Origin of the sequence: Campylobacter sp. LR291e, assembly GCF_008633915.1 — a bacterium.
Lineage (GTDB): Bacteria > Campylobacterota > Campylobacteria > Campylobacterales > Campylobacteraceae > Campylobacter_D.
In genome coordinates, this window is sequence record NZ_VJNV01000009.1 from 1 (window position 1) to 23,820 (window position 23,820).

The 23,820-nt window shown below is 27.8% G+C and carries 22 protein-coding genes and 1 pseudogene; 13 read left to right on the forward strand and 10 right to left on the reverse strand.

The genetic code is table 11. The features are described 5' to 3' along the window. Window positions 1-79: 79 nt before the first annotated feature. From FMM58_RS01835 to FMM58_RS01840, 3 genes and pseudogenes are all read right to left on the reverse strand, one after another. On the reverse strand, window positions 80-1,513 hold the full coding sequence (locus tag FMM58_RS01835) for a methyl-accepting chemotaxis protein (protein ID WP_411675283.1): 1,434 nt from the start codon (window positions 1,511-1,513) through the stop codon (window positions 80-82). Window positions 1,514-1,525: 12 nt separating this feature from the next. Further along, a pseudogene (locus FMM58_RS09305) lies at window positions 1,526-2,053 on the reverse strand (PDC sensor domain-containing protein); the annotation flags it as partial. Between the two features lie 183 nt (window positions 2,054-2,236). Then, window positions 2,237-3,781, reverse strand: a complete 1,545-nt coding sequence (locus FMM58_RS01840) for an inorganic phosphate transporter (RefSeq protein ID WP_150151835.1) — start codon at window positions 3,779-3,781, stop codon at window positions 2,237-2,239. Window positions 3,782-4,045: 264 nt separating this feature from the next. Here FMM58_RS01840 and FMM58_RS01845 point away from each other — a divergent pair, with 264 nt between their 5' ends. From FMM58_RS01845 to FMM58_RS01880, 8 genes are all read left to right on the forward strand, one after another. Beyond that, window positions 4,046-4,831: an inverse autotransporter beta domain-containing protein gene (locus tag FMM58_RS01845; RefSeq protein WP_190317921.1), complete on the forward strand. Its 786-nt coding sequence runs from the start codon at window positions 4,046-4,048 to the stop codon at window positions 4,829-4,831. Window positions 4,832-4,871: 40 nt separating this feature from the next. Further along, window positions 4,872-5,597, forward strand: a complete 726-nt coding sequence (locus tag FMM58_RS01850; RefSeq protein WP_150140312.1) for a transporter substrate-binding domain-containing protein — start codon at window positions 4,872-4,874, stop codon at window positions 5,595-5,597. After that, on the forward strand, window positions 5,594-6,820 hold the full coding sequence (locus FMM58_RS01855) for a hypothetical protein (protein ID WP_150151832.1): 1,227 nt from the start codon (window positions 5,594-5,596) through the stop codon (window positions 6,818-6,820). The genes FMM58_RS01850 and FMM58_RS01855 overlap by 4 nt, the downstream gene beginning before the upstream one ends. Before the next feature lie 111 nt (window positions 6,821-6,931). Next, window positions 6,932-7,324 (forward strand): flagellar assembly protein FliW, encoded by a 393-nt coding sequence (fliW, locus tag FMM58_RS01860; protein ID WP_150140308.1) that lies wholly within the window; start codon window positions 6,932-6,934, stop codon window positions 7,322-7,324. After that, complete coding sequence (locus FMM58_RS01865) at window positions 7,324-8,061, forward strand: pyrroline-5-carboxylate reductase (protein ID WP_150180331.1); 738 nt, start codon at window positions 7,324-7,326, stop codon at window positions 8,059-8,061. Before fliW ends, FMM58_RS01865 begins: the two co-directional genes overlap by 1 nt. Next, a complete protein-coding gene (locus FMM58_RS01870; protein ID WP_150180332.1) occupies window positions 8,058-8,354 on the forward strand; it encodes a type II secretion system protein in 297 nt (98 codons plus the stop codon). The genes FMM58_RS01865 and FMM58_RS01870 overlap by 4 nt, the downstream gene beginning before the upstream one ends. Further along, window positions 8,351-9,031 carry a type II secretion system protein gene (locus FMM58_RS01875; RefSeq protein WP_150140302.1) on the forward strand — a complete coding sequence of 227 codons (681 nt, stop codon included), beginning with the start codon at window positions 8,351-8,353 and terminating at the stop codon, window positions 9,029-9,031. The genes FMM58_RS01870 and FMM58_RS01875 overlap by 4 nt, the downstream gene beginning before the upstream one ends. Then, window positions 9,028-9,477, forward strand: a complete 450-nt coding sequence (locus FMM58_RS01880) for a hypothetical protein (RefSeq protein ID WP_150151838.1) — start codon at window positions 9,028-9,030, stop codon at window positions 9,475-9,477. Before FMM58_RS01875 ends, FMM58_RS01880 begins: the two co-directional genes overlap by 4 nt. A gap of 34 nt (window positions 9,478-9,511) precedes the next feature. On the opposite strand, the gene rpsR is transcribed toward FMM58_RS01880, so the two are convergent. From rpsR to FMM58_RS01915, 7 genes are all read right to left on the reverse strand, one after another. Further along, window positions 9,512-9,772 (reverse strand): 30S ribosomal protein S18, encoded by a 261-nt coding sequence (gene rpsR, locus FMM58_RS01885; RefSeq protein ID WP_150140300.1) that lies wholly within the window; start codon window positions 9,770-9,772, stop codon window positions 9,512-9,514. A gap of 11 nt (window positions 9,773-9,783) precedes the next feature. Further along, a complete protein-coding gene (locus tag FMM58_RS01890; protein WP_150140298.1) occupies window positions 9,784-10,344 on the reverse strand; it encodes a single-stranded DNA-binding protein in 561 nt (186 codons plus the stop codon). A gap of 8 nt (window positions 10,345-10,352) precedes the next feature. After that, window positions 10,353-10,730, reverse strand: a complete 378-nt coding sequence (gene rpsF, locus FMM58_RS01895; RefSeq protein ID WP_150151826.1) for a 30S ribosomal protein S6 — start codon at window positions 10,728-10,730, stop codon at window positions 10,353-10,355. A 111-nt stretch (window positions 10,731-10,841) separates the two neighbouring features. Further along, window positions 10,842-11,945, reverse strand: a complete 1,104-nt coding sequence (rseP, locus tag FMM58_RS01900; RefSeq protein ID WP_150180333.1) for an RIP metalloprotease RseP — start codon at window positions 11,943-11,945, stop codon at window positions 10,842-10,844. After that, window positions 11,942-12,478, reverse strand: a complete 537-nt coding sequence (gene pgsA, locus FMM58_RS01905; RefSeq protein WP_150180334.1) for a CDP-diacylglycerol--glycerol-3-phosphate 3-phosphatidyltransferase — start codon at window positions 12,476-12,478, stop codon at window positions 11,942-11,944. Before pgsA ends, rseP begins: the two co-directional genes overlap by 4 nt. Window positions 12,479-12,739: 261 nt before the next feature. After that, window positions 12,740-14,596, reverse strand: coding sequence for a hypothetical protein (locus FMM58_RS01910; protein WP_150180335.1), 1,857 nt, complete (start codon window positions 14,594-14,596; stop codon window positions 12,740-12,742). Then, on the reverse strand, window positions 14,593-17,112 hold the full coding sequence (locus FMM58_RS01915) for a CDP-glycerol glycerophosphotransferase family protein (RefSeq protein ID WP_150180336.1): 2,520 nt from the start codon (window positions 17,110-17,112) through the stop codon (window positions 14,593-14,595). The genes FMM58_RS01910 and FMM58_RS01915 overlap by 4 nt, the downstream gene beginning before the upstream one ends. Before the next feature lie 345 nt (window positions 17,113-17,457). Between FMM58_RS01915 and FMM58_RS01920 the strand changes: the two genes are divergently transcribed. The 5 genes from FMM58_RS01920 to FMM58_RS01940 all read left to right on the forward strand — a co-directional run. Beyond that, window positions 17,458-17,871, forward strand: coding sequence for an adenylyltransferase/cytidyltransferase family protein (locus tag FMM58_RS01920; RefSeq protein WP_150141835.1), 414 nt, complete (start codon window positions 17,458-17,460; stop codon window positions 17,869-17,871). Beyond that, window positions 17,855-19,090 (forward strand): LicD family protein, encoded by a 1,236-nt coding sequence (locus FMM58_RS01925; RefSeq protein ID WP_150141834.1) that lies wholly within the window; start codon window positions 17,855-17,857, stop codon window positions 19,088-19,090. Before FMM58_RS01920 ends, FMM58_RS01925 begins: the two co-directional genes overlap by 17 nt. After that, window positions 19,083-20,081, forward strand: coding sequence for a tetratricopeptide repeat protein (locus FMM58_RS01930; RefSeq protein ID WP_190317922.1), 999 nt, complete (start codon window positions 19,083-19,085; stop codon window positions 20,079-20,081). The genes FMM58_RS01925 and FMM58_RS01930 overlap by 8 nt, the downstream gene beginning before the upstream one ends. Window positions 20,082-20,084: 3 nt before the next feature. Then, window positions 20,085-22,460, forward strand: coding sequence for a glycosyltransferase (locus FMM58_RS01935; protein WP_150141832.1), 2,376 nt, complete (start codon window positions 20,085-20,087; stop codon window positions 22,458-22,460). Continuing rightward, window positions 22,453-23,820 (forward strand): hypothetical protein (locus FMM58_RS01940; RefSeq protein WP_150180337.1); only part of this gene is annotated, 1,368 nt, incomplete at its 3' end. The genes FMM58_RS01935 and FMM58_RS01940, both read left to right, overlap by 8 nt.

Here is a 23,820-nt window from a genome sequence, read left to right on the forward strand (position 1 = left end):
ACTTTACAATAAGTAAAATAAATTGTGGCTAAGAATATAAAAAATTTTAACTCACGCAAAAAAGGGAGTCAAACTCCCTTTAAAATTTCTTATGCCTTGCATCTTCTATAATCTCATTAGCCATATTATCAACTGTGTCGCTTATTTGTTTTGAACGACTTGCAATTTGAGCGTTTTGCTGGGTTATGTTTTCAAGTTCTATAATGGCTTCATCAATGTGTTTTATACTTTGAGTTTGGGTATTTATGCTATCTGCCATATCGTTTATTGATTGTACCAATACATTTGTATTAACTTCTATTTCGCCAAGGGATTTTTGAGTTCTTTCTGCTAGTTTTCTAACTTCATCGGCCACTACGGCAAAGCCACGTCCGTATTCTCCAGCCCTTGCTGCTTCAATGGCTGCATTTAGTGCAAGTAAATTTGTTTGTTCAGCAATATCCTTTATAATGTTAACAATGCCCTTAATATCATCACTTTGTCTAATCACATCTAAAATCTTGCTATTTATACTTTGCATTGACGCATTTGTATCTTGGGTAGCTTGTGAGGTTTGTTCTAGGGACTGCATTTGTAAATTTGTGCTTTCTTCTAGGGCTGAGACATCTTCTTTTAATAAGTGAGATTTTTCCTTTAAATTTTGTGCTATGTTTGAAGACTCATTAAGCATTCTTGAAATGGCTATGCCTATTTTATTGATATTTACTTCAAGTCCTTTTGGCTTTTCAATCCTAGCTGTAAAGTCATTTTCATCAAAGGATTTTAAAAGCTTACTAATGGAATTTAAGTCATCGCCTACTAATTCTTGCAAGGTTAAGGACATTTCATTTAAAGAATCTCTTAATTGATTCATTTGTGGATTTAGGCTTTTTGTTTTTATCTTTCTTCCAAATTTGCCATCTTTTGTTTCCTTAACTATATTTACAACCTCATTAACCAAATTTGAATCAAGCTTCATACTTTGTTGAATTTGTTCTATATTTTTATTAATGGCACTTGCTATTATGCCTAACTCATCATTGCTTTTAACATTAATAGTGCTTGTATGTTTTATTTTATGATTTAAAAAATCAAAAAAGGAGTTAATGCCCTTTTGTATAATGTGAATTTGACTTAGACTTTTACTTACAAGCACACTAATTAAGATAAGTACTATTATAATAGCACAGGCACTAACTATAATCTGCTTAATAAAGGCCCTATTTATCGCATCAGTGTAAAAACTTTCCTTTGTTATAGAACACACCATGTAAGGTGAATCACTTGCATTTGTACACATTATGGCGTAGTTTATATTGTTATCATCTTTTGCGTAAAATAGGGCTTCTTCACTTTTTTTAAGCAGGTTAGGATTTGCTTTGATAGCATTTGCTATATTTTCACTCAGTTTATTTTTGCTAAGAATTTTTTCACTATTTTCGTGAAATAAAATTTCACCCTCTGGGCTATAAACTGCTGCATAAGATATGCTAGAATGAGATTTTGCTAAGACGTCATTTGAAAAGGTTACCATATTATAAGTACTACTTGCAACACCTATTAAATTTCCCGTTTTATCATAAAATGGGGTTGAATAACCTATAGAAATTTTACCTGTACTATGTGCCTTATAAGGCTTTACTATTATAGTATCTTTTGCGATTTTAGCATCCTTATACCAGGGTCTATTTTGCATATCATAGCCTGTGCTTAAATCTAAAATTCTACCATCATTGTAGTGGTTTTTATTTGTCTTTTCATAGCCAACAAACACTAAGTCAAAGCCATAAGAATCCTTTGTTAATTGCGTTAAAAGTCTTACTTCTTCATTGCTTAAATTTGGATTTTTGCTAAGTTCGTTTGCTAATGATTTTATAGCATTTAAGCGATTTTTGCCATATTCATCAAAGCTATCTACCACATTTTCCATCAATTGATATTGATTTGTCCTTAACATATCATAAGCATTTGATTTAAAATCTAAATAGCTTAAAGTATTTGAGATAATCAAAATACAAATAATCATAATGCCAACTGATAGAGTTATTTTAAAACTAAGTCCTTTATTTTTCATAATTTTTCCTTTATTAAATTGATATAAAAATTATACAAAATTATAAATAGATATCTAATGCGAAGTGACAAAATATTAAAATTTTATTTGTAAAAATGTGTAGAAAAAACACATTTTTTTTTCTAAAAAAGGCTTGTTACTAAGAGAAATAAGGGATTAAAAGGCAGAATTTTCCGCCTTTTTTTAAATGCCCAATGCAAGCTTAAATACTACAAATACAACAGCTCCCATAATAGCAGCAGCAGGTAGGGTTATAATCCAAGCTAGACCTATAGGTTTCATCATGCCCCATTTTGCATTTTTACTATAAAATCCTACGCCTAAAACTGCCCCTATTAAGATATGAGTTGAAGAAACAGGGATACCAAATTGAGTAGCAAGTAAGATAACTATACTAGCTCCTAATTCAGCACTAAAACCAGTTGTTGGCTTAATATCAGCTAGTTTTGAACCAACGGTTGAAATAACTTCTTTTCCTAAGAACCAAAGTCCTATAACTAAGGCTACCCCAAACATTAAGATTATAGCAAAAGGAACGGGAGCGGTTGGGTTTATGGTTTGAGTTCTAAGTACGTCTAGTATAGCAGAAAACGGCCCAAGTGCGTTTGCAATGTCGTTTGCCCCATGTGAAAATGCAAAGCTTGATGCGGTAAAAATTTGAAACCAAGAAAAGATTCTATCGATTGTCTTGCTTAATTCGGTTTTTTTAACGATTTTTACCACAGCTAGTGTTATAACATAGGCTACCAAAGCGATTATAAATACTATCCACACATTTTGTACAATATCAAGTGTATTTACATTACTTAGTGCCTTAAAGAAAAACATTGAAGCAATTACAGCAGCCCCGACGCAAGCGACAATCGGTACATAAATTCTTAAATGTGAAAAGGCATCAATTTCTTTTTCTTTTTTCTTAAATTCTTTTAATTTCTTTTTATAAGAAGTTTTTACATTTTCATCTTCTTCATCATCGTCATTTTCATCAAGTACAATTTGGCTAAGTTCTATGATTTGTTCGCTTTGTACCTTAGCCTTTAAGGTTTTAAAGTATTCTTCTTTAAATTTCTTTCTTTCTTGTTTTATTTGCTTTGTTAAAACGCTTGATTCTTGTGATGGTCTTAGAATTTTCTTGTGTATAAAAGAAAAGATAATATAAGCAGCAATGCCCCCTAAAACAGGTGATATAACCCAAGATATGGCTATTTCTCCTATCTTGCCCCAGTTTACCATGGATAAGGTTTCGGTCCCACTAAAGCTATAAAGACCCATAGTTACACTTGCCCCGACTATACCACCTATAATGCTATGAGTGGTTGAAACTGGCAATCCTCTTTTTGTAGCTATGAAAATCCAAGCACCCGAACTTAACAAGGCTGAAAGCATGATAATAACAAAAATCATAGGATTTAAGTCATCAGGTAAAACAACTATGCTACTTCTAATGGTTTTTGTAACCTCAGAACCAGCAAACACAGCCCCACTTAACTCAAAAACAGCTGCAATTACCAAGGCTTGTTTAACAGTAAGGGTTTTTGCCCCAACACTTGTCCCAAATGAATTTGCAACGTCATTTCCACCTATGTTAAATGCCATAAATATACCAAAAATACTTGCTAGGATAAATAAAACTAAGTAGTGATTAGGTATGTAATTATAACCCCATATAATAAAGGCTACAACGCTTAGAATAAATACTCCGATAGCTAAAAGACTATCTTTTTTCACTTTAAATCCTTTTTTGAAATATAAAATTTTATTATACTACACATTGAATTAAACTTAGGCAAAAATTAAGATAAGTTAATTTTATGAGTAATTTAGTAACATTACTTATTTTTAAAAATAAACATTTTTTAAATAAAAAACTAACATATAATATTAAAATATTATAAAAACTTATTTAAAAAGTAACTATAAAATTAATTTTATATTAAAATTTATCTTTGTTTAAATTTATATTTTATAATACTTAGTAAGGAGATTATGATAATGATTAAAAACTTGTGTGTTTTATTTATGATAAGTTTTAGCCTTGCTGATATGAATTTTAGTAGAAAGATTACTCATTTTGATTTTAATAAAAGCAAAGATTCTCCAAAACAAGTAAGCACAGAAAGCATAAGTTATCAAGATGGTTTTAATCAACTTTTACAAAATGCCCTTGAAAGTACAAATAGGACTGATAAGGCAAAGGGCAGTATAGATATAGAAAATAGGATTGTTGAGATTACAAATTTATATTCTTTGTATGATGGGGTATATAATTCTTTATTTTTTCAAAGGGATTTAGTTTTAGCACAAGAAGATTATATATATTCAGGGGGTCTAGTAAATCGCTTTGAAATGGATGGTTATTTTTTAGGGTTTAATGGCTTTATAGATAAGCAAAAAAATTATAAAAACGATACTAGCGTGGGAGCTGAATTTGCTTATACACACTTTGTTAAGGCTTATACAAATTATTATATGCCAGATGAAGAAAAGGAAAGTTTGCAATACGGGCTAAGTTGCATAATACCAAATTTTAAAATGTTTGTTTTTGATATTAGCAAGGATAGTGAAAAATCAAATTATCAAATTTCTTACACGCCTTTTTATATCTTTGATATAAGTATTTTATACAGAGATTATGATGATGAGCTTACAAAAAGTGATACTATTATTCAATTTGGCTTTAATTTAAAGTTAAATGAGCGAATTTCTCAGCAATTTAAGAAAAAATATAATAGCTTTGAAGAGGTCAATCGCTATAATTTTTTAGAAAGAATTCACTAAATTTTTTATATAATAAGGCATTTTTTTAATAAGGAAAGATATGCGTAAAATACTTAGTTTAATGATTGTAGCACTTTTTATTATAAGTTGTGCAAATAATGATGAAGGTCTTAAAATAGGCATAGCCCCCAATTATAAGCCCTTTGATTATAAACAAGATGGAAAATTAACCGGCTTTGATGTTGATTTAGTAGAAATGATAGCTAAGAAAGAAGGTATAAAAATAACTTGGCAAGAACTTAGCTTTGATGGGCTTATTCCAGCCTTAAAAACAAGTAAAATTAACATGATAGCCTCTGCTATGAGTAAGACAGAAGAAAGGGCAAAAAATGTTGATTTTAGCGATACTTATTATCTAACTAAAAATCTTTACATAAAGCATAAAGATAACACAAAGCTTAAAAATAAAGATGATTTAACTAACCTTAAAATAGGTGTTCAACTTGGCACCTTGCAAGAAGTGGCCGCAAAAAATATTAAAAATGCAGATGTTCAAACAAATGAAGACTTAAATATAGCCATTTTAGCCTTAAAAAATAAAAAAATTGATGCAGTGGTTGCTGATAAAGACGTGGCTAGAGGCTATTTAAAAGAAAATGCTGAATTAGAAGTATTTTTTGAAGAAAATGATGGAAGTAGCGGACTTAGCTTTGCCTTTGAAAAGGATAAACATAAAGAAATAATTTTAAAATTTAATAGAACCTTGCAAGAATTTAAGCAAGATGGCAGTTATGAAAAATTGCTTGAAAAATATGATTTAAAATGAGTAAAAAATACCTTTTAAAACACCAAAATAAGGAAGTTTTAGAATTTGAAGTACAAAATGATATTTTAGATTTTAATACTAAGCAAGATTACAAACATAATTTTGCTAATATTTTTAGGGTACAAAACGCTAGGATAATAAATGAGAAATTTTTACCACTTTATTTTAGTAAAAAAGCAAATACCATTAATCAAGAAATGCAAAAATGGCTTAGTATAAGGCAAATTCCAAGATATAGAATCAATCAAAGGCAAATTTTTTCAACCCTTACTAAAAAAGCAAGGCTTAATATAGATGAGTATTTAAATAAAACCCTTGCTTTGTCTATAAATGATAGTTATTTTATAAGCCCTTTGTATAAAAATTACGATTGGGAAAAAGTAAATTTATACAAAAATGATATTGATAAAAGTCTAATGAAAGTCGCCTTTTTGGGCAAAGAAAAATACATTGACAAAGGACTTATTTTATCGCCTGAATTTACAACGGGCGGTTCTCTTAATAAGGCTTGGAATAAAAAAAATGATAAATTTTATCTTTATAAGGGCAATGGGCGAAAGATTATAGATAATAGGCTTGATAAAAATAAAATCATAGTTTATGGCACAAAAGAGGCCTTTGGTGAATTTTATATGGCACAAATTGCTAAGATTATGAATTTTCCTTGCGTTGAATACGATTTAAAAACATTTTATAATAATCTAGTTTGTGTTTGTGAAAGCTTTACTAATGAAAATGAGGGCTTTGTGGCAATGAGTAATTTTATCATAGACAAAAGGCTTAAAATGTATTTTGATAAAAATACCTGGCAAGATATAATGATATTTGATGGCTTAATAGCTAATCTTGCAAGAAACTATACAAATTTTGGCTTTATAATCAATAATAATACAAATGAACTTTTAAGACCAGCACCTCTTTTTGATAATGGTTTTTCTTTATTTAACTTACTTAAAGAAAATCAGTTAAGGGATATTGAAAATGCAGTTTTCAAATGGAAAAGCTTTTTTGGAGTGCCTATTTTAAAGCAATTTTTTACCTTTTTGCAAAAAAGGCATATTGAAGGCTTGGAAAGGTTAAGTACCTTTCATTTTATAAGGCATAGTGAATTTAATCTTAATGAAGAATGGCTTGAAAGTATTGAAAATTATTTGCAAAATATAGCTAAAAAGGGTTTAAAACAGCTTGTTTTAAGTAAAAATCATTTAAATATAACGCTTTAATATATAATTTAAGAATTTGAAAAAAGTTAAATATTTTTTAAATTTTTGCCCTTTTTATTTGTTTTTTATGTTAAAATATCTAATCAACGATTTTAAAAAGAAGGAGAAAAAATGACATTAGATGTCAAATATCCTATTGTGGGATTTGAAAAAACTAGCAAGGTTGAACTCAGCAAAATCGATGATTTATTCGTTCAAATTAAAAGCCTTGACGGAGATGATTTTACAATCGTTCTTATCAATCCTTATGCGATTAGACCAGAGTATGAATTTGATATTCCTGCAAATTACCAAGCCTTACTTGGAATAACTAATGATTCAAAGCACGTAGAAATTTATAACACAGTTGGACTTGCTAAAACAGTTGGTGAATCAACAGTGAATTTCTTAGCACCCTTTGTTATAAATAAAGATAATAATACAATCGTGCAAGTTATTTTGGATATTGGGTACTATCCTAATTATTTTCAAGCTGATAAAATTTCAAAGTATATAAAGCAATAATGCCAAGTATTTATATACTTGCAAATGGAGTTATGGCACAGGCCTTAGCCCATGGTTTGAAAGATAATTATGAAGTCATTTTTGTGGGTCGCAACCTTTCAAAATTATCTTCTTTAAAAGAGCAAGGCTTTAAAACCTTGCTTTATGAAAATTTTAACCTAGATGATAAAAATGCCATTCTTGCCTTTAAGCCTTATGCCTTTGATGAAGTTTCTACATTACTTCGAGGCGAGGCAAAAATTCTTATCTCAGTTTTGGCAAATACAAATTTAAATAAACTTTCTTCTATAAAAGCACAAAATATAGTTAGAATTATGCCAAATATTGCTGCAAAATATAAGGTATCAGCTACCCCTTTTGTTTTGAAAAATGAAAAATTTAAGGATGAAATTTTAGCCATTTTGCAAAGTTTTGGTTATGCTTATGAGTTAGATAATGAAGAACAAATGCCAGTAGCAACTGCTATTTGTGGCTGTGGTCCTGCTTTTTTAGCAATGGTTGCTGAAAGCATAGCAGGAGGTGGCGTTTTAGAAGGGCTTAATAAAAATTTAAGCTATGATTTAACAAAGGCACTTTTTAAAAGCACGAGTGAGCTTTTAAAGCACGAACACCCTGCCATTATTAAAGAAAATGTTTGCTCACCAGCAGGAGTTAGCATAAAGGGCGTTAGGGCACTTGAAAAAAATGGCATAAGAACGGCATTTTTTGAAGCAATTAGTGCTAGTTCAAATAAATGAAAGCCTTTTCATTAATAGAACTTGTAGCTGTCATAATCATCTTGGGCATAGTTTTTTCAGGCTTTTTTAAATTTCACGAACAAAGCTATATTTTTAGTTCTTATATAAATTATTTACAAAAATTATATGATTTAGAAAAAGAACTTTATCAAAATCCACAAACTAGTCTTATAAGTCTTCAAATAAGTTCTTTTGGCGAAGTAAAATTAAACCAAAATAAAGCAAGTAATTCAAATTTTAGCTTAAATTCATTAGTAGCAAATGAAAATAATTTAAGCGTGTATTTTAAATGAAACAAGCTTTTAGTTTGGTTGAAAACATACTTGTAATAGTACTTTTAGGCATAATCTTTGCCGTTATTTTTAAGCCCTTGCAAGAAAGTTATCGCTTAAATTTCACGCATTTAAAAGAAGATAGCTTGACAATTGACATAAATTTAGCCCTTTTATTTATGGATAAAATACTTTCAAACTGCATTGATATAAACATTGAAAATAATGGTTTTAATTGCTTATTAAAAGATAGTGAAAATTTATTAAATTTAGAAAATAAAAAACTTTCTTTGTTAAATTCATCCTTGCTTTTAAAAATAAATTCTCATTTTTATATACCAAATGCTAAATTAAGTCAAATTTTAGAAAATAGAAAAAAACTTTTTAATGATAGCAATCAAAGAATTTTTGCCCTTAATGACGATAAATTAATCACCTTACAAGTTATTAATGATAATAATGTTAGCGTAAGTAGTGATTTTAATGGCTTTTTTACGCCCATACTTGCTAAGATTAATTTTAGTTTAGAAAATGATGATTTAATTTATAATATCTATCCAAATATTACAGATGAAAGTCTTAAACAAAGTGCTATTTTAGCAAAAAATATAAGCGAATTTAAGCTTAGTTATAATACAAATTTTTATAGCTTAAAGCTTTGTGTTAAGGATTTTTGCTTAGAAAAGTTGGCATTATGAAAAATGCCTATGCCTTATTTAGTGCTGTTTTTATTATATCTTTTATAGCATTAATCATTAGCCTAAGCCTTAATATAACAAGCTATACACCAAGAATAGTAAGCGATACGCATAAATATTTACAAGGCAAAATTTTAGCCTCAAATGGAAAAAATTTAGCAAAATACTTTTTATATATAGCAAAAAATGATAATAAAGAATGCCTAAATTCCATAAGTTTTAATTATCCAAGTATAAATGATACTATAAGGATTGATTATTTTTATGCCTTTGGTGAGTGTGAAAATTTTGTTTTTAAAAATATAAATAGTGACGTAAATTTATCAAAAGAAGGGGTAATAACAGCAAATATAAGCGTTTCTATAAATGCAAATAAAGGTGTTAATGAAGAAATTTTTATAAATAAAAAATATAGTTTTGTAGCTAAAGAAGCCTTTTTTAATTAGTTTCTAAATTTAAAAAATTTAGAAACTAAATATATTATAAGCCTTCAAATGGATTACTTATAACATTTTTTCTATCAACTATGTAAGGGATTAGTGCCACATGTCTAGCCCTTTTAATAGCAACTTCTACCATTTCTTGATATTTCTTGCTAGTCCCTGTTAAGCGACGAGGCATAATCTTAAAACGTTCAGACAAAGCATGTTTTAACATAGCTGTATCTTTGTAATCTATGAACTCAACCTTAGCCTCGGTGTATTTGCAATATTTGCGTGAATATTTTCTTTTTTCTGCCATAATGTATCCTTTTAAAATGGTAACTCTTTATCTTCGTCATCATAAGCGTCAACGTCGATTTCTTTGAGTTTTTCTTGGTTTTGGTTTTGTAAATTTTGCTGTGGAGATGGACCTTTTGGAAAATTTGCATTGTAATTGTTTTGTCTAAAATTTCTATCTTCGCCATATGGGTCATAACTATTGCCCTGAGACATGTAGTTATTGTTATAGCCACTAGAATTTGGACTATAATTATTTCCCCCTCCTTGACCTCCCCCTAGCATTTCCATAGTTTCGACATAAACGCTATGTTTTGAGCGATTTTGACCATTTTGATCAACCCATTGTTCAAAACGCAAACGTCCATCAATCAAAATTTTACTGCCCTTACGCAAATATTGATTTGCTATTTCTGCTGTACGACCAAAAAAGCTAATATCAATAAAGCAAGTTTCATCTCTTTTTTCACCTGTATTAGCTGTATATTTTCTAGTTACAGCAATAGCCGATGAACCAATCGCCGTACCACTTGCAATGTATCGTACTTCAATGTCTCTTGTTAAATTCCCAACCAAAACAACTTTGTTAAACATATCTTTTCCTATTGAATTTCAGGTGCATCTATAGGTTTGATTTCTTTTTTAGATTGTTTAATACCATGACTTAGCTTTTCCCAAGCAGCAATTTCTTTTTTGTTTTCATACTTAACAATCAAAAATCTAATCACTTCTTCTGTAATTCTAAGCACCCTTTCAAGTTCGGCGATTAAGGTAGTAGGTGCCTTAAAATAAATTACAAAATATGTTCCTCTTTCGTATTTTTTAATCTTATAAGCAAGCTTTCTAGTGCCCATAGGAACAACGCTTTCAATGGTACCACCATTTGAGTTAAGAATTTCTTTAACAAATTCCACCTTAGCATTAAGCTCTTCTTCTGTCAAAGTAGGCTTTAAAATAAATAAAACCTCGTAGTGTTTCATATTTTCTCCTTGTGGATATTAAGCCCATTTTTTTAAAAAAACAGGCAAGGATTTTGCATAAAGCAAGAGTTGAATTTTAGCTAAAAAAACTTAATTTGTTATAAATAAAATTTAGTGCATAAACCTTAAAATATCATTAAAGGTTGCAAAAATCATTAAGCTTAAAAGCAAAGCCATTCCACCATAACTTAAGTATTCAAAGACCTTTAAAGGCACTTTTTTTCCAAAAAACATTTCATATAAATTAAACAAAATATGACCCCCGTCAAGCATAGGAATAGGCAATAAATTTAAGATTCCAAGATTTATAGAAATTAATGCAGTAATAAGTAAAAGCACCGATAAACTAATACCAGCAGCCTTTGAAGTAACATCAACCATGGTTATAATGCCACCTAAATTTTTTGCTTCTATCTCACCGTTTATTAATTTTGCAATGCCTTTTACTATAAGTAAGGACGCGTTTATGCTTTCTTCATAAGCATATTTTAAGCCATCAAGCCCCTTATAATAAATAGTAGTTAAATTTTGTGCTGGATAAATGCCAAGTAAGGGTTTTTGTATCATTTGCATAAATTCATTGTAAGAGGTACCTAGTGTAGGCGTAACTGATAAATTCAAGTTTTCATTTTCTCTTTTTATCAGTATATTTAAATTTCCACCACTTAGCAAGGGCGAAATTTCATCAAAACTTTTAATACTAACCCCATTAATAGCTAAAATAATATCCCCTTCTTTAAAACCAGCCATTTTTGCAGCAGAATTTTCACTAAATCCACCGATTTGAGCTACCCTTTTTTCAACCCCTAAATTTGCAATCATCAAATAAAGCAAAAAGGCTAAAAATATATTAAAAAAAGGACCTGCAAAGAGTATATAAATTTTCTTCAAAGGACTTAATAGGCTATAACTTCCTTCTTCAAAGACCTCTTTGCTAGGACTTAAATCATCTTGTCCTTTAAGCTTTACATACCCTCCAAAGGGCAAGGCACTAAGCCTATATTTTGTATTATTAATCTCTTTTTCTAAAAGGGCTTTTCCAAAGCCTATACTAAAAACTTCAACCTTAACCTTTAAGGATTTCGCAGCTAAAAAATGCCCTAATTCATGAAAAAATATCAAAAAAGAAATCACTAAAAGCGTGATTAAAAATTCAAAAGAATAATAATGCACCCCCAAAGCAATAACCAAAATAAGAAAAATTAAAGATTTCATCGTATACCTAACTTAATAAATTTCACATATTTATAAATGTATTCTAAACCAGAATAAAGGGTTAAGAAAAAGGCTACATAAAGGATAATATCGCCAAATTGCCATTGCATAGTTAAAAAAATGATAGCTGTCATTTGAAAGCCAGTTTTAAGCTTACCAGCAAAGGATGCACTTACATTTAAATTTTCACTTGCCATAACCACCCTAAAACCTGTGATAAAAAATTCCCTTACAAGTATCAAATAAATAATCCACTCATTTGCCCTGCCCAAAATCAAAAGCCCCAAAAATGCTGCTAAGATAAGCATTTTATCAGCTAATGGATCTAAAATAGCCCCAAGTTTAGTTGCTTGTTTCCAAGTCCTTGCCACAAAGCCATCAAAAAAATCACTCAACGCAGCTATGCCAAAAACAAGGGTTGCAAAATAATCAATCCAGCTTTGATGAATATTCTCAAAATAATGCGTCATTAAAAAAAATAATAATGGAGCTAAAATCATCCTAAGCAAAGCAAGAGTATTTGGCAAATTCATCTTTTTTTTCAAACCCTTAAAATCTAAAAATATAATATTTTATCTTAAAAATATTAATATAGCAATTTTAATCGTTTTAGCTAAGTTTTTAAATTTTTTAATCATTTTTCATCTCTTTCAAAAAAAGTTTGAAAAATATATTTTTTAAACTTTTTTGGGGTAAAAATGTTTTATATAATTAATATTTTTTGAGATTTAAATGATAAATTTTCATAAATATTAATGCTTTAAATTCATAAATTTCAAGTATTAAACAATTTTTTAATTTTTCTTATATCTTTTCTTTAATTCCTTTATATCTTTAAAAATAAATTTTAATAAACCTAAACGCCATTTATTTTTATAAGCTTTAATCCAAGCAGAACCAAGTTTATAAGTAAAATATTTTTGTATTTTTAAAGCTTCTTGATAATCACTATAATATTTAAGTGGTATAGAAGCGTCTAAATAATCTAAATTTTTATGGTTGATAGCAGTTGCAAATAATAAATAAGGTATTTTTAAGCAAGATATAAAAGAATGAGAATTTTCTATAAGAATTTTGCCAAATTTATAAGAAAGATGATTTTTTACTATTACAACAGACATGCCATAAATACAAAAAAATGTCTTGCATAAGTCATTATTAATGGGTTTTTGTATTGTAGTTTTTAAGGCATTTACAAACCTAGTTTCACAATATTTTAAAAAAATATCATAATTAAGCATAAAATAATATTTTTTAAAAATATCTAATTTTATTTGTTTTAAATAAAAACTAGCTTTTTCAAAATCATACACTTTCAAACAAGAATCAATCACTAAACATAACAAAACAGGGTGTTTATCAAAGTCAAGTCCTCTAAGTAAAAATTCTTGTATAGCTTTTTCATCTTTATTTAATTTTCTTGCAAAAATATATAATACTATAGTAGAATACACATTTTGCAAATAATGGATTTTAATAGTGGCAAAGTTTTTATTTATAATATCAAAAATTTTTTCTTGTTTAAAAATAGTATTATAATGAGTAGGATATTTAGTGCTTCCTATGGCACTAGCTAATCTTGAAAAGCCACTTCCACCACTATAAATTTCTTTTGCATTAGACATAAATATTAGCTCAGAAAAGGTTTGTTTAAATTTATCAAGCTTAGTATCTATAAAAGTTCTTATAAAATAAATTTCTTTGTTATATTTTTCTTTTATATAAGTTTTTAAATTTAATGCTTGTTCTTCATCTTCATAGGCTAAAAAAACCTTTTTATCAAAATTTAAAATTATAAGTTCTAGGGCTATTTCAGTTGGCATTGCTTTGAATAAGATAAAATTTTCATGTGCCAACCACATTCTTTTGCCATAAACAATATCTCCACTTCTTATGTGAATTACCACAAAATCTCCAAGTTTTTTTGCTTTTTCATTCATATCTTGCATTAAGCTTTTTAATTCTTTTTTAAAAGGCAATTCATAAAATAAAATTTTATATTCTGTTAAATAATTATCTGGTAAATTTGCAACATTTAAAAAACCATGTCCCATAAAATAACCAAAGGTTTGAGTAAAATTTTCTTTTTTTTCATACTCTTTTAATGTTAGCCTAGGCAAGGATAGATTACTCCAACTCCATTTAAATTCTTTTTCATCATAACAATGATTAAATAAAAACTCTTTTTCAAAAAGATCTTCTTTTTTAGCAATATCTATAAAATCATCAACTTTTAACTCACTCCATAAAAAACCAAATTTTAAATTCGTATGCCTTGCTAAATAAATAGCATTTAAAATAGCTATGATTCTATCGCCTAAACCAGAATTATGAATAGGCATAATGATTAAATTTATCTTTCTTTTAAAAATTTTTATATCTAATTCATGGCTTAAATTTTCAAATTTTATAAATCTTAGTTCTTTTGTAGCATAAAGTTGTACTTCTGTATATTCTTCATAAAATTTAAACAAAGTTTTATCACAAACTACAAATTTTTCATCATCTTTTGCAATGCTAACTACGACATTTTTATCATTAAATCTTATTATATCAATGTCTATATCTTTACCTAAATCATATATTATGCAAGTATCTTTTTTTATAATATCATTATCTAAAATATCACAATCTATTTCTTTAAAAATCAACTTTCTACCCTATCTAGTTCTAAAATCGCATCTATAATTCTTTTACAAGCCTTGCCATCTTTATAGGCAAAAACTTGCATATTTTCTAAGTATTTTTTGTCCGGCTTAAAATCATTTTTAGATAAAAGTTCAAGTTCTTTTAATAGGCTTTGCAAATCATACACCACAGGTCCAAAGCCATTTTTTTCATAGTTAAAATAACCTTGCTGGTATGTATGATTATTAAAATTTTCTTTTTTGTCAAATTGATAATAAATTACTGGTTTGTTTAAATAAGCCATTTCAAAGGATATGGAAGAATAATCAGTAATCATAAGCTTAGCCCTTTTCAATAAGGCTTGATAGGATTCATTTGATACTTTTATATGAATTGGAAATTTTTTAAAAAAATTAAGCATGATTGGGTGTGGGCGAAAGATGATTTCATAGCCGTGTTTTTGGGCTAATTCTTTTAAAAAATCACTTTGTAAAAGATTATTTATCATTATAAAAAACTCACTTTTATAAAAATTATTATTTTTATAAAAATTAATATCCGAAAAATCACCTAAATACCTTCTCCAACTAGGCGTTATAAGTATGGTATTTGTTAAACTATCATGCCTTGCTAAGCCACTTAGTAAAACTTCTTTTTTACCAAATTTATACTTAGAAAAATCGCTTGCAATAGCCTTGTACTCATTTTTTGAAGAAGTTATAAATAAGGATATATTTTTTGAATTAAGCCATTCATGTAAATCATTTAAAATGACCCCATGTTGTAAAAAAATAAATTCTTTATTATTAAAATCCTTTAATATCACATAATCTGCTTGTGAGCTTAAAAACTTACCAGCTTTCAAAATAGTCTTATAATAAGCCTTGCTTTGATAATCTATTAGCTTAAAATCATCTTTTTTAAGCCTACCCCAATCTTCACTTTTCTTAGAAAGTACAAAATAAATTTCTTGTTTAGGGTAGTGTTTTTGCACATATTTATATAGGTGTTCAGCGTTATCATCAGCTTGATTATGTCTATCCATAAAAATCCAAGCCTTACCCTGAGCAGCTAAGAAGCTTAATTTTTTAGTAATTAAACTTATATCAAATCTTAGATAATCTTTATTGCTAAAATTAATAAAGGCTTTTTTATTATTTATAATGGCTGTTAAAATTTGTGCTTTTAGATTTAGCTTTATCCAAAGTCTTATTTCACATATAAAAACTCGTCCTAAAAAGTCATTTAAAACTATTTTTTTATATCTTATATCTTGCCTTACTTCATCGCACAATATATCAATATTTTCATTAATATCGTTTGTATAATAAGAAAACAAAACCATATTTTTAGCTTTATCAAATTCTTTTATAAACATAGTTTGAATATGTGGTTTTTCATTTTTAAAGCAGTTTAAGATACCTATTTTATGCCAAAAAGCTAGATTAGAAAGCCTATAATTTAAAATGCTATCTTTATCAATCAATTTAAAACACTCATCAAGCAGGCTTAAATATTCTTTTTTTTCGCTATCATTTAATAAAGAAAGATTGTTTTCGTTATTAATTATAGGCTTTATTTGATAAGATATATGATAAAGACAAACAAGCTGGGTATTAAAGGGTATAAAATTTAATTTTTCTTTATACTCTTTTAAAAGCTTAAAGCATCCTTCTTTAATAGTAGTTAAAAAATAATCTTTGCTAAGAGAATTATCAAGCAAAGAACTCTTATCACTTCTTTTTCTATAATAATACCTTGCATCTTTTAAAAAGGCGATTTTACACCCATAATTATTTAGTAAAAATATATTTATAAAAAAAGCATCTTCAAAATTTGGTTTTATTTTTTCATTAAATTTTAAATTATTTATTAAACCTAGCCTTATTTCTGTTGCATGTGTGCATAATTGTATAAAATCATTTGTAGTATTAGTATTTATAATAATATCTTCTTTAAATTTATATCTTAATGGATGAGTATCATCAAGCATCGTATATTGTTCTTTGTAAAAAATCAAATTTGTAGCAATTAAGGCTAAATTCTCATGCTCATTTAAAAATTTATCCACTTCATAAAAATACTCAAAATCTATAAAATCATCACTATCCTTAAAACTAATATAAGTTTTTTCTTTATTTAATTTTAAATCTTTAATAAATTCTAAGCCCGTATTTCTAGCACTTGCAGGACCATCATTTTTTTTATGTATATAAAAGATATTCTTACTAAATTTATTTTGATATTTTTTAATTATATTAGCACTATTATCAATACTTCCATCATCAATCATAATAAGCAAAATATTATTTTTAAAATCAAGCCTTTGATTAATAAAGCTTTTAAAATAATCGTTTAAATATTTAGCACTATTATAACAAGCAGTAATTACTATAAATTTATATTCGCTTTTTTTCTTTTTTGCCTTCACAGAATTTATAATTCCTTTTATCAAAAAGTTCTTTTTTAAGATAGCATCCACAAAAAAAGCTTTAGGATTTTGTCTAAGTTTAAGTAATTTTTTTCTTAAACGTATCATGGTTTAATCCTTAAAACTTAAAATAACTTTAAAAGTTTGAAAACTACTATTTTCAAACTTTTATTAAGAAATTTTTAAGGAATTAAATGCCTAAACTTAAGGATTTTAAGCTAAATTTAAATTTTAAAGATTTTGTGAAAAAAAAGAATTGTTAGATAAATTTAAACTTAAATTTGAAAAAAAAAAAAAAACAGAAAATTTAAGTTTGATTATAGAGAAAATAAAGTACAATTCACTTTTTAAAGACTAAAAAATCAAAAATTTTTGCGTGATTTTTTAAGCTTTTTTGTTTTGAAAATAGTAGTTTTCAAACTTTTAAAGTTATTTTAAGTTTTAAGGATTATTTTGCATTTAAATCGTAAAAGGGTTTTAACCTTTGGGACCTTTGATTTGTTTCATTTTGGGCACCTAAAGCTTTTAGAAAGGGCTGCTACTTATGGAGATGAACTTTTTGTAGGTATTAGTTCAGATAAACTAAATTTTAGCAAGAAAAATCGTTATCCTATAATGAATGAGATAGAAAGGGCTCATATAGTAGCTGGTTTAAAATTTGTAAATAGCGTATTTTTAGAAGAAAGTTTGGAGTTAAAAAGAGAGTATTTAAAAAGATATAATGCTGATATTTTGATAATGGGCGATGACTGGGCTGGTAAGTTTGACGAATTTAAGGATATTTGTGAGGTTATTTACTTGCCAAGGACACAAAATATATCAACTAGTGAGCTTTTACAAAGAATTAAAAATGACTTTCAAGGCTAGGTTGATTTTTGCTTATAGACAAAGCAGAACTAAGCTTTTTTTGGTTTTTGCTTATATTTTAGAAAGTCTTTTACAAAATGCAAGATTAAAACGAGCAGACAAATTAATCAATTTTTTAGATTTTTTTAATATAAATTTAGCAAAGCTTTACAAGGCAAGATTATATTTTACAAAGGGTGATTTTGAAAAAGCCTTAACTTACATAAATGCCTTTTTAAGCAAAACAAAAAGCATAGATGCAAGTTATTTTAAATGTGAAATTTTAAAATTTTTAGGAAAAAAAGAAGAAGCCTTTATCTTAATAGAAAATTTAATTAAAACAAGTGATAGGATAAAGTCTTGGGATATCTTAGCAAAATTAATACAAGATGATAAAGATTTTTTAAGAGTAGAAAAAATTTATAAGCAAAATTTAAATAATTTTACCAAATTTAAAAGTCATAAACACGAGATAGCAAGGCATTTAAGTTGTATTCAAATTCCCATAAATAGCGAAGAAGTTTTTAAATTTCAAAAAAATTTAGTAAAAGTTGTGCTTTTAAGTGGCAAAAATCAACAATCAATCAAAAAAGCAATGTCTTTAAAAAACGCCCTACAAGCCTTGCAAGATTTAGACAAGCTTTTTAAAAAACACAATAAAGAATATTTTTTAATAAGTGGTACTTTCTTAGGTCTTATTAGGGATAAAAATTTTATAAGCACAGATTATGATATAGATTTAGGCGTTTTTGATATAAAGCTTAAAGACTTGCAAAGTATGATTATAAAAGATAGCAATTTTATCTTAGCTAGTTTATACCATGAACATTTTGTGCAGTTTTATCACTTAAATGGCATTTATATAGATATTTTTATACATTATAAAGAAGGAGATAAAATTTATCATAATGGGGATTTTTTAAGGTGGAAAAATTCCTTTTTTACCCTTACTGATTATGAATTTTTAGGCTTAAAGGCAAAAGCCCCTTTAAATCATAACTTATATTTAGAAGAAAATTACGGTCCTAATTGGCAAGTACCAAAAAATAGCTTAGAATTTAATAGCTTTTTAGATACTCCAAATTTAGAAGTAACAAACGAAAAACAAATGATAATTTGCCTTTATTATTTGTTAATGAGTGATTTTGCTAAAAATAATAAGAAAAGAATTTTAGAAAAACTTAAATTTTATAAAGAAGATGAATTTATAAAAGAATGCTTAAAGGATGAAAATGAATAAAGCCTTATTTTATCTATTTTATTTGATTGCTATGAAAATTTATCATAGGGATAAGGATTATGAAAAAGCAAGAATGTACTATGAAAAAGCTAGTAAATATATGCCAGAACACGCAAAAAATTATTTTAAAATAGGCATGTGCTTTTTTAAGGTACAAGATTATTCAATGGCGATTGATGCCTTTAATCACGCCTTAGAACTTAACCCAAATAATGAAAACTGGAAACAACAATTAAATCAAGCTGAAGACGCAAACACAAGCATTTTTAAGGCTGAAAAATTATGGTGGAAAGAAATTTTAGACTTAGAACATTTAATTAATAAAAAGGGCAAAAAATACATTTTACTACTTGACCTAGCTACTGCCTTGCAAAAAATGAAGTATTTTCAAAGGGCAGCTAGTGTTTATGAAGAATGCATTAAGCTTTGTGAAAACAAGGAAAAACTAAGTACTTTATACTATGAAATGGGTTATTGCCTACAAATGCTTAATGAAAATGAAAAGGCAAAAAAAGCCTATGAAAATGCTATAAAGCAAGATAGTTTAGCTAGTGAAAGTAAAAATGCAAAATTAATTGGAGTTGGAATTTTCCATGAGATAAATGGCAGGTGGTCCTTGGCAAATAAGGCTTATTTAAAACAGCTTGAAATTAAAATTTCAGATGAATTATACGATAAAATAGGGCTTAGTTATGAGATTTTGTATGATTTTGAAAACGCACTAATTTATTATGAAAAATGTTTAGAATTAAACTATCAAAGGGCTTTAACGCATTTTAATCTAGCAAGAATTTATGAAAGAAAAGAAAATTTTCAAAAAGCAGTACTTCACTTTGAAGAAGCAGCAAATAGGACAAATGTAAAAAGAACTGAATATTTATATAGGCTTGGACTTTGCTTAGCTAAGTTAGGGCAAGAAAAAAGGGCAAATGAGGTCTTTTTACAAATGCAAATTGTAAGCGTTACTACACTTGTAGGGGGGGGGAGATGAATTATGACCAAAGCATTGAAGAATCGCAATTTTAATTTTAAGGCTCGTTACAATCATTTTTATGAAAACGAACCCATAAGGGAAAAAACTATACTTTATGAGGTCTTTCATGGACGCCTTATGAGTTGCAATCCCTATGCTATTTTTAAAGCATTATTAAAGGATGAAAGATTTAAGGATTTTACTCATATTTGGGTCTTAGAAGATAGTAAATTTTTGCAAGATGAGTATAAGAGGCTTAAGAATTTAATAGTAGTTAAAAGGGGCAGTGATAATTACCTAAGATACCTTGCAAGTGCTAAATATCTTATAAATAATGCTACCTTTGGGGAGTATTTTATACGCAAGCAGGGGCAATTTTATCTAAATACCTGGCATGGAACACCCTTAAAATGCCTTGGAAAGCATATAAAAACTTCTTTTATGGAACATGCAAACAGTCAAAGAAATTTTTTACAAACAACGCATATAGTTAACCCAAATGAATTTACTCAAAATGTTATCTTAAAAGACTATGATATAGCTGATATTTATAGTGGCAAGTCCTTAGTAAGTGGCTATGCTAGAAATGATTTAAATTATGATGAAGTTGCAAAACAAAAATTAAAGCAAAGGTTTAATATAAAAGAAAGCGAAAGAGTGCTTTTATATGCCCCAACTTTTAGAGGACATTTTGGCGAGGCAAATTTTGAGTACGAGGTCATCACGAAACTTCTCAAAGAGTTAGCCGTAATGCCCTTTAAAATTCTTTTTAAAGGGCATTACGAAACTCTTAAATATATAGAAAAAATAGGCAGTAGAATTTATGATGCAAATGATAGAGATATTGACACGAACGAGCTTTTAAGCATAGTTGATATTTTAATCACTGATTATTCTAGTATAGCCTTTGATTTTATGTGTATGGATAAAAGTATAATTTATTATTGTTATGATTATGAAGAGTATAAAAAAGAAAGGGGAGTGTATTTTGATTTAAAGGACTTGGGGCTTTCTTATTGCAAAAGTATCGAAGAAGTAAAAGTTCTTTTAAGCGATGAAGGCTTTTTAAATAAAAAGGGAAAATATGCCCATTTAAAAGAAAAATTTTTTCCACTAGATGATAAAAACGCTACAAAAAGGGTGATTGATTTTTTCTTTTTTGATGAATTTGATGAAAGTAGATTATATAAAAAAGAACATAACAAAATAAATCTTTTATTTTTTGAAGGTCCCTTTATACCAAATGGCATTACAAGTGCCTTTAAAAGCCTTGTAAATATCATTGACAAAGAAAAATACTCTATAAATGTACTTATAGAACCAGGCGTAATTGACGCATTTGCTGAAAGAAAGGCTATATTTAACGAGATTAAAGATAAATGTAACGTGCTTTGCAAGACGGGGGCTTTAAATTTAAGTGTTGAAGAGGAATTTTTACTAACGCATGTTGAATTTAGCATAAAAAGGACAAATGAACTACAAGAACAAGCCTTTAAAAAGGCATATGAAAGGGAATTTAAAAGAAATTTTGGCGATGCTAATTTTAACGTGTTAATCCAGTATGATGGCTATACTAGGCTTTTAAATCTCTTATTTGCCTATGCAAAAGGGGATTTTAAAAAGATAATTTATCTGCATAATAACATGTTAGGAGAGTGTCAAAAACGTTTTCCTTACCTTGAAATGACTTTTAATATCTATGATAAGTATGATTTTTTACTTTCTGTAAGTAAGGATACAAATGAGTTAAATTTAAAGGATTTAAGTGAGATTTATAATATACAAAAAGATAAATTCAAACCAGCTCCAAATTTCATAAATGCAGATGAGATTTTAGCAAAATCAAAGCTAGATTTAGACAAAAAGGGTTTAAAGTACTTTAAACAAGGCTTTCAAATCTTTATAAATATAGCCCGTTTAAGCATAGAAAAGGACCAAGCAAAGCTTATAAGGGCATTTTGTAACATTCATAAAAAATACCCAAAAACTAGGCTTTTAATCTTAGGCGATGGTCCTTTAAAGCCTGATTTAACTAGACTTATAAAAGAACTTAGACTTAAAAATAGTGTATTTTTACTAGGTTACATTGCAAATCCTTATCCTTACTTAAAAAAATCATCTTGTTTTGTGATGTCTTCCCTTCATGAAGGACAACCCCTTGTCCTTCATGAAGCTATGCTTTTAAATATTCCAATAGTAAGTGTGGATTATGAATTTGGGGCGACAGAAGTACTTGAAAATGGCAAATATGGACTTATTACCCAAAATAATCAACAAGCCTTAGAAGATGGTCTTGAAGCCTTTTTGAAAGGAGAGGTTAAACAGGTGGAATTTAACTATCAAGCCTATAATGAAAGGGCTTTGAAGAATTTGGAAAGATTTATAGATAATGAATGATTTAAAATTTATAGCAGCTAGGATTGACGGGCTTGGAGGTCGTCTTTATACTATAGTAAATGCTATGATTTTAGCTTATAAAAGCAATTGTCAATGGGGTTTTTGTTGGCATGATTATTATAAAAATGCTATCAAGGCTTATGAAAATATAGTAAAAGAAGAGGATTTTTTTTCTAAGGACTTTGTGCAAAAATATTCTTTTACTAAAAGCATAGCCCCTGCTTCTCCCTTATTTTTTCAAAATGGCAAAAAAAACATAGAAGCATTAATAAAAAAGCCTTGGGACAAAGAATTTGGATATTACGCACCCTTGCTTAATTTAAATAATCAATTAAGCGATATAAGCGAGAAAGAATATAAAAATTTATTTGAGAAATTTTTTAAAGAAATAGATTTTTGCGATGAAATAAAAGAAAATTTAAAAAAGATTGATAATAAGGCAAAAGACTTAAAAGACTTTGTGGCTATTCATTTTAGAGGAAAGGATATAATCTATCAAGAAGACGTTAACATTTATTGCTTAGCTTCTATGTTTTATAAATTAATGCCTATTGAGATAGTAAAAGAGATTATAGAAAATGAAAAGGATAAAAATATAATCTTATTTTCTGATATGGATGAAAATGCTAGGATAGTTTGTGATGACTTTGCAAAAAAAGGCATTAAAATTCAACTTGCAAGTGAAATTTTAAAAGCTTATAAAACCAAAAGAACGAAGTATGATTTATATGAAGTATATTTTTTATCAAAGGCTAGGACAATTTATAGAGGGGGAAGCTCGCTTTTTTCTAGATTTGCTACCATGATAGGAAAAGCTAAAAGCGTAGATATTTATGCTGATAAAAAAGAAACAATAAATATAATATTAAAAAATCATAATTATTTTAAAACAGATGAAGAGTTAAGAGCAAGTTCTTTGTTTGTAGCTTATATGTTAGCCAAAAAGCAAAATTTTGATAAAGAATTTTTACTAGACTTGATTACAAAGGCAAATGCCTATAAACACACAAATGTAACTATAACTCATCATCTTATAATAATGCTTGGTTTAAATGAAAAATTTGATGAAATAGAACAATGTTTGCAAAAACAAGACTTAGATAAATTCAGCAAAAGCTTATTTTTAAAAACCTTTGCAGGAATAATTTTTAGTGAAAGTTTTGATATTTATTTAAAAGCAGCTAATGCTAATAGACCTTTAATTTGTTTTATAGCTTCTAAAATTTATGCTTTTAAAAAAGATTTATTAAAGGCTTTTCAATATGCTAAAATGGCTTATGATAATGGTAATTTACAAATTATTAAAGAACTTTATTTATCTTTAAGTAGAGAGTATGCTTTACATTTAAAGCAAGAATTA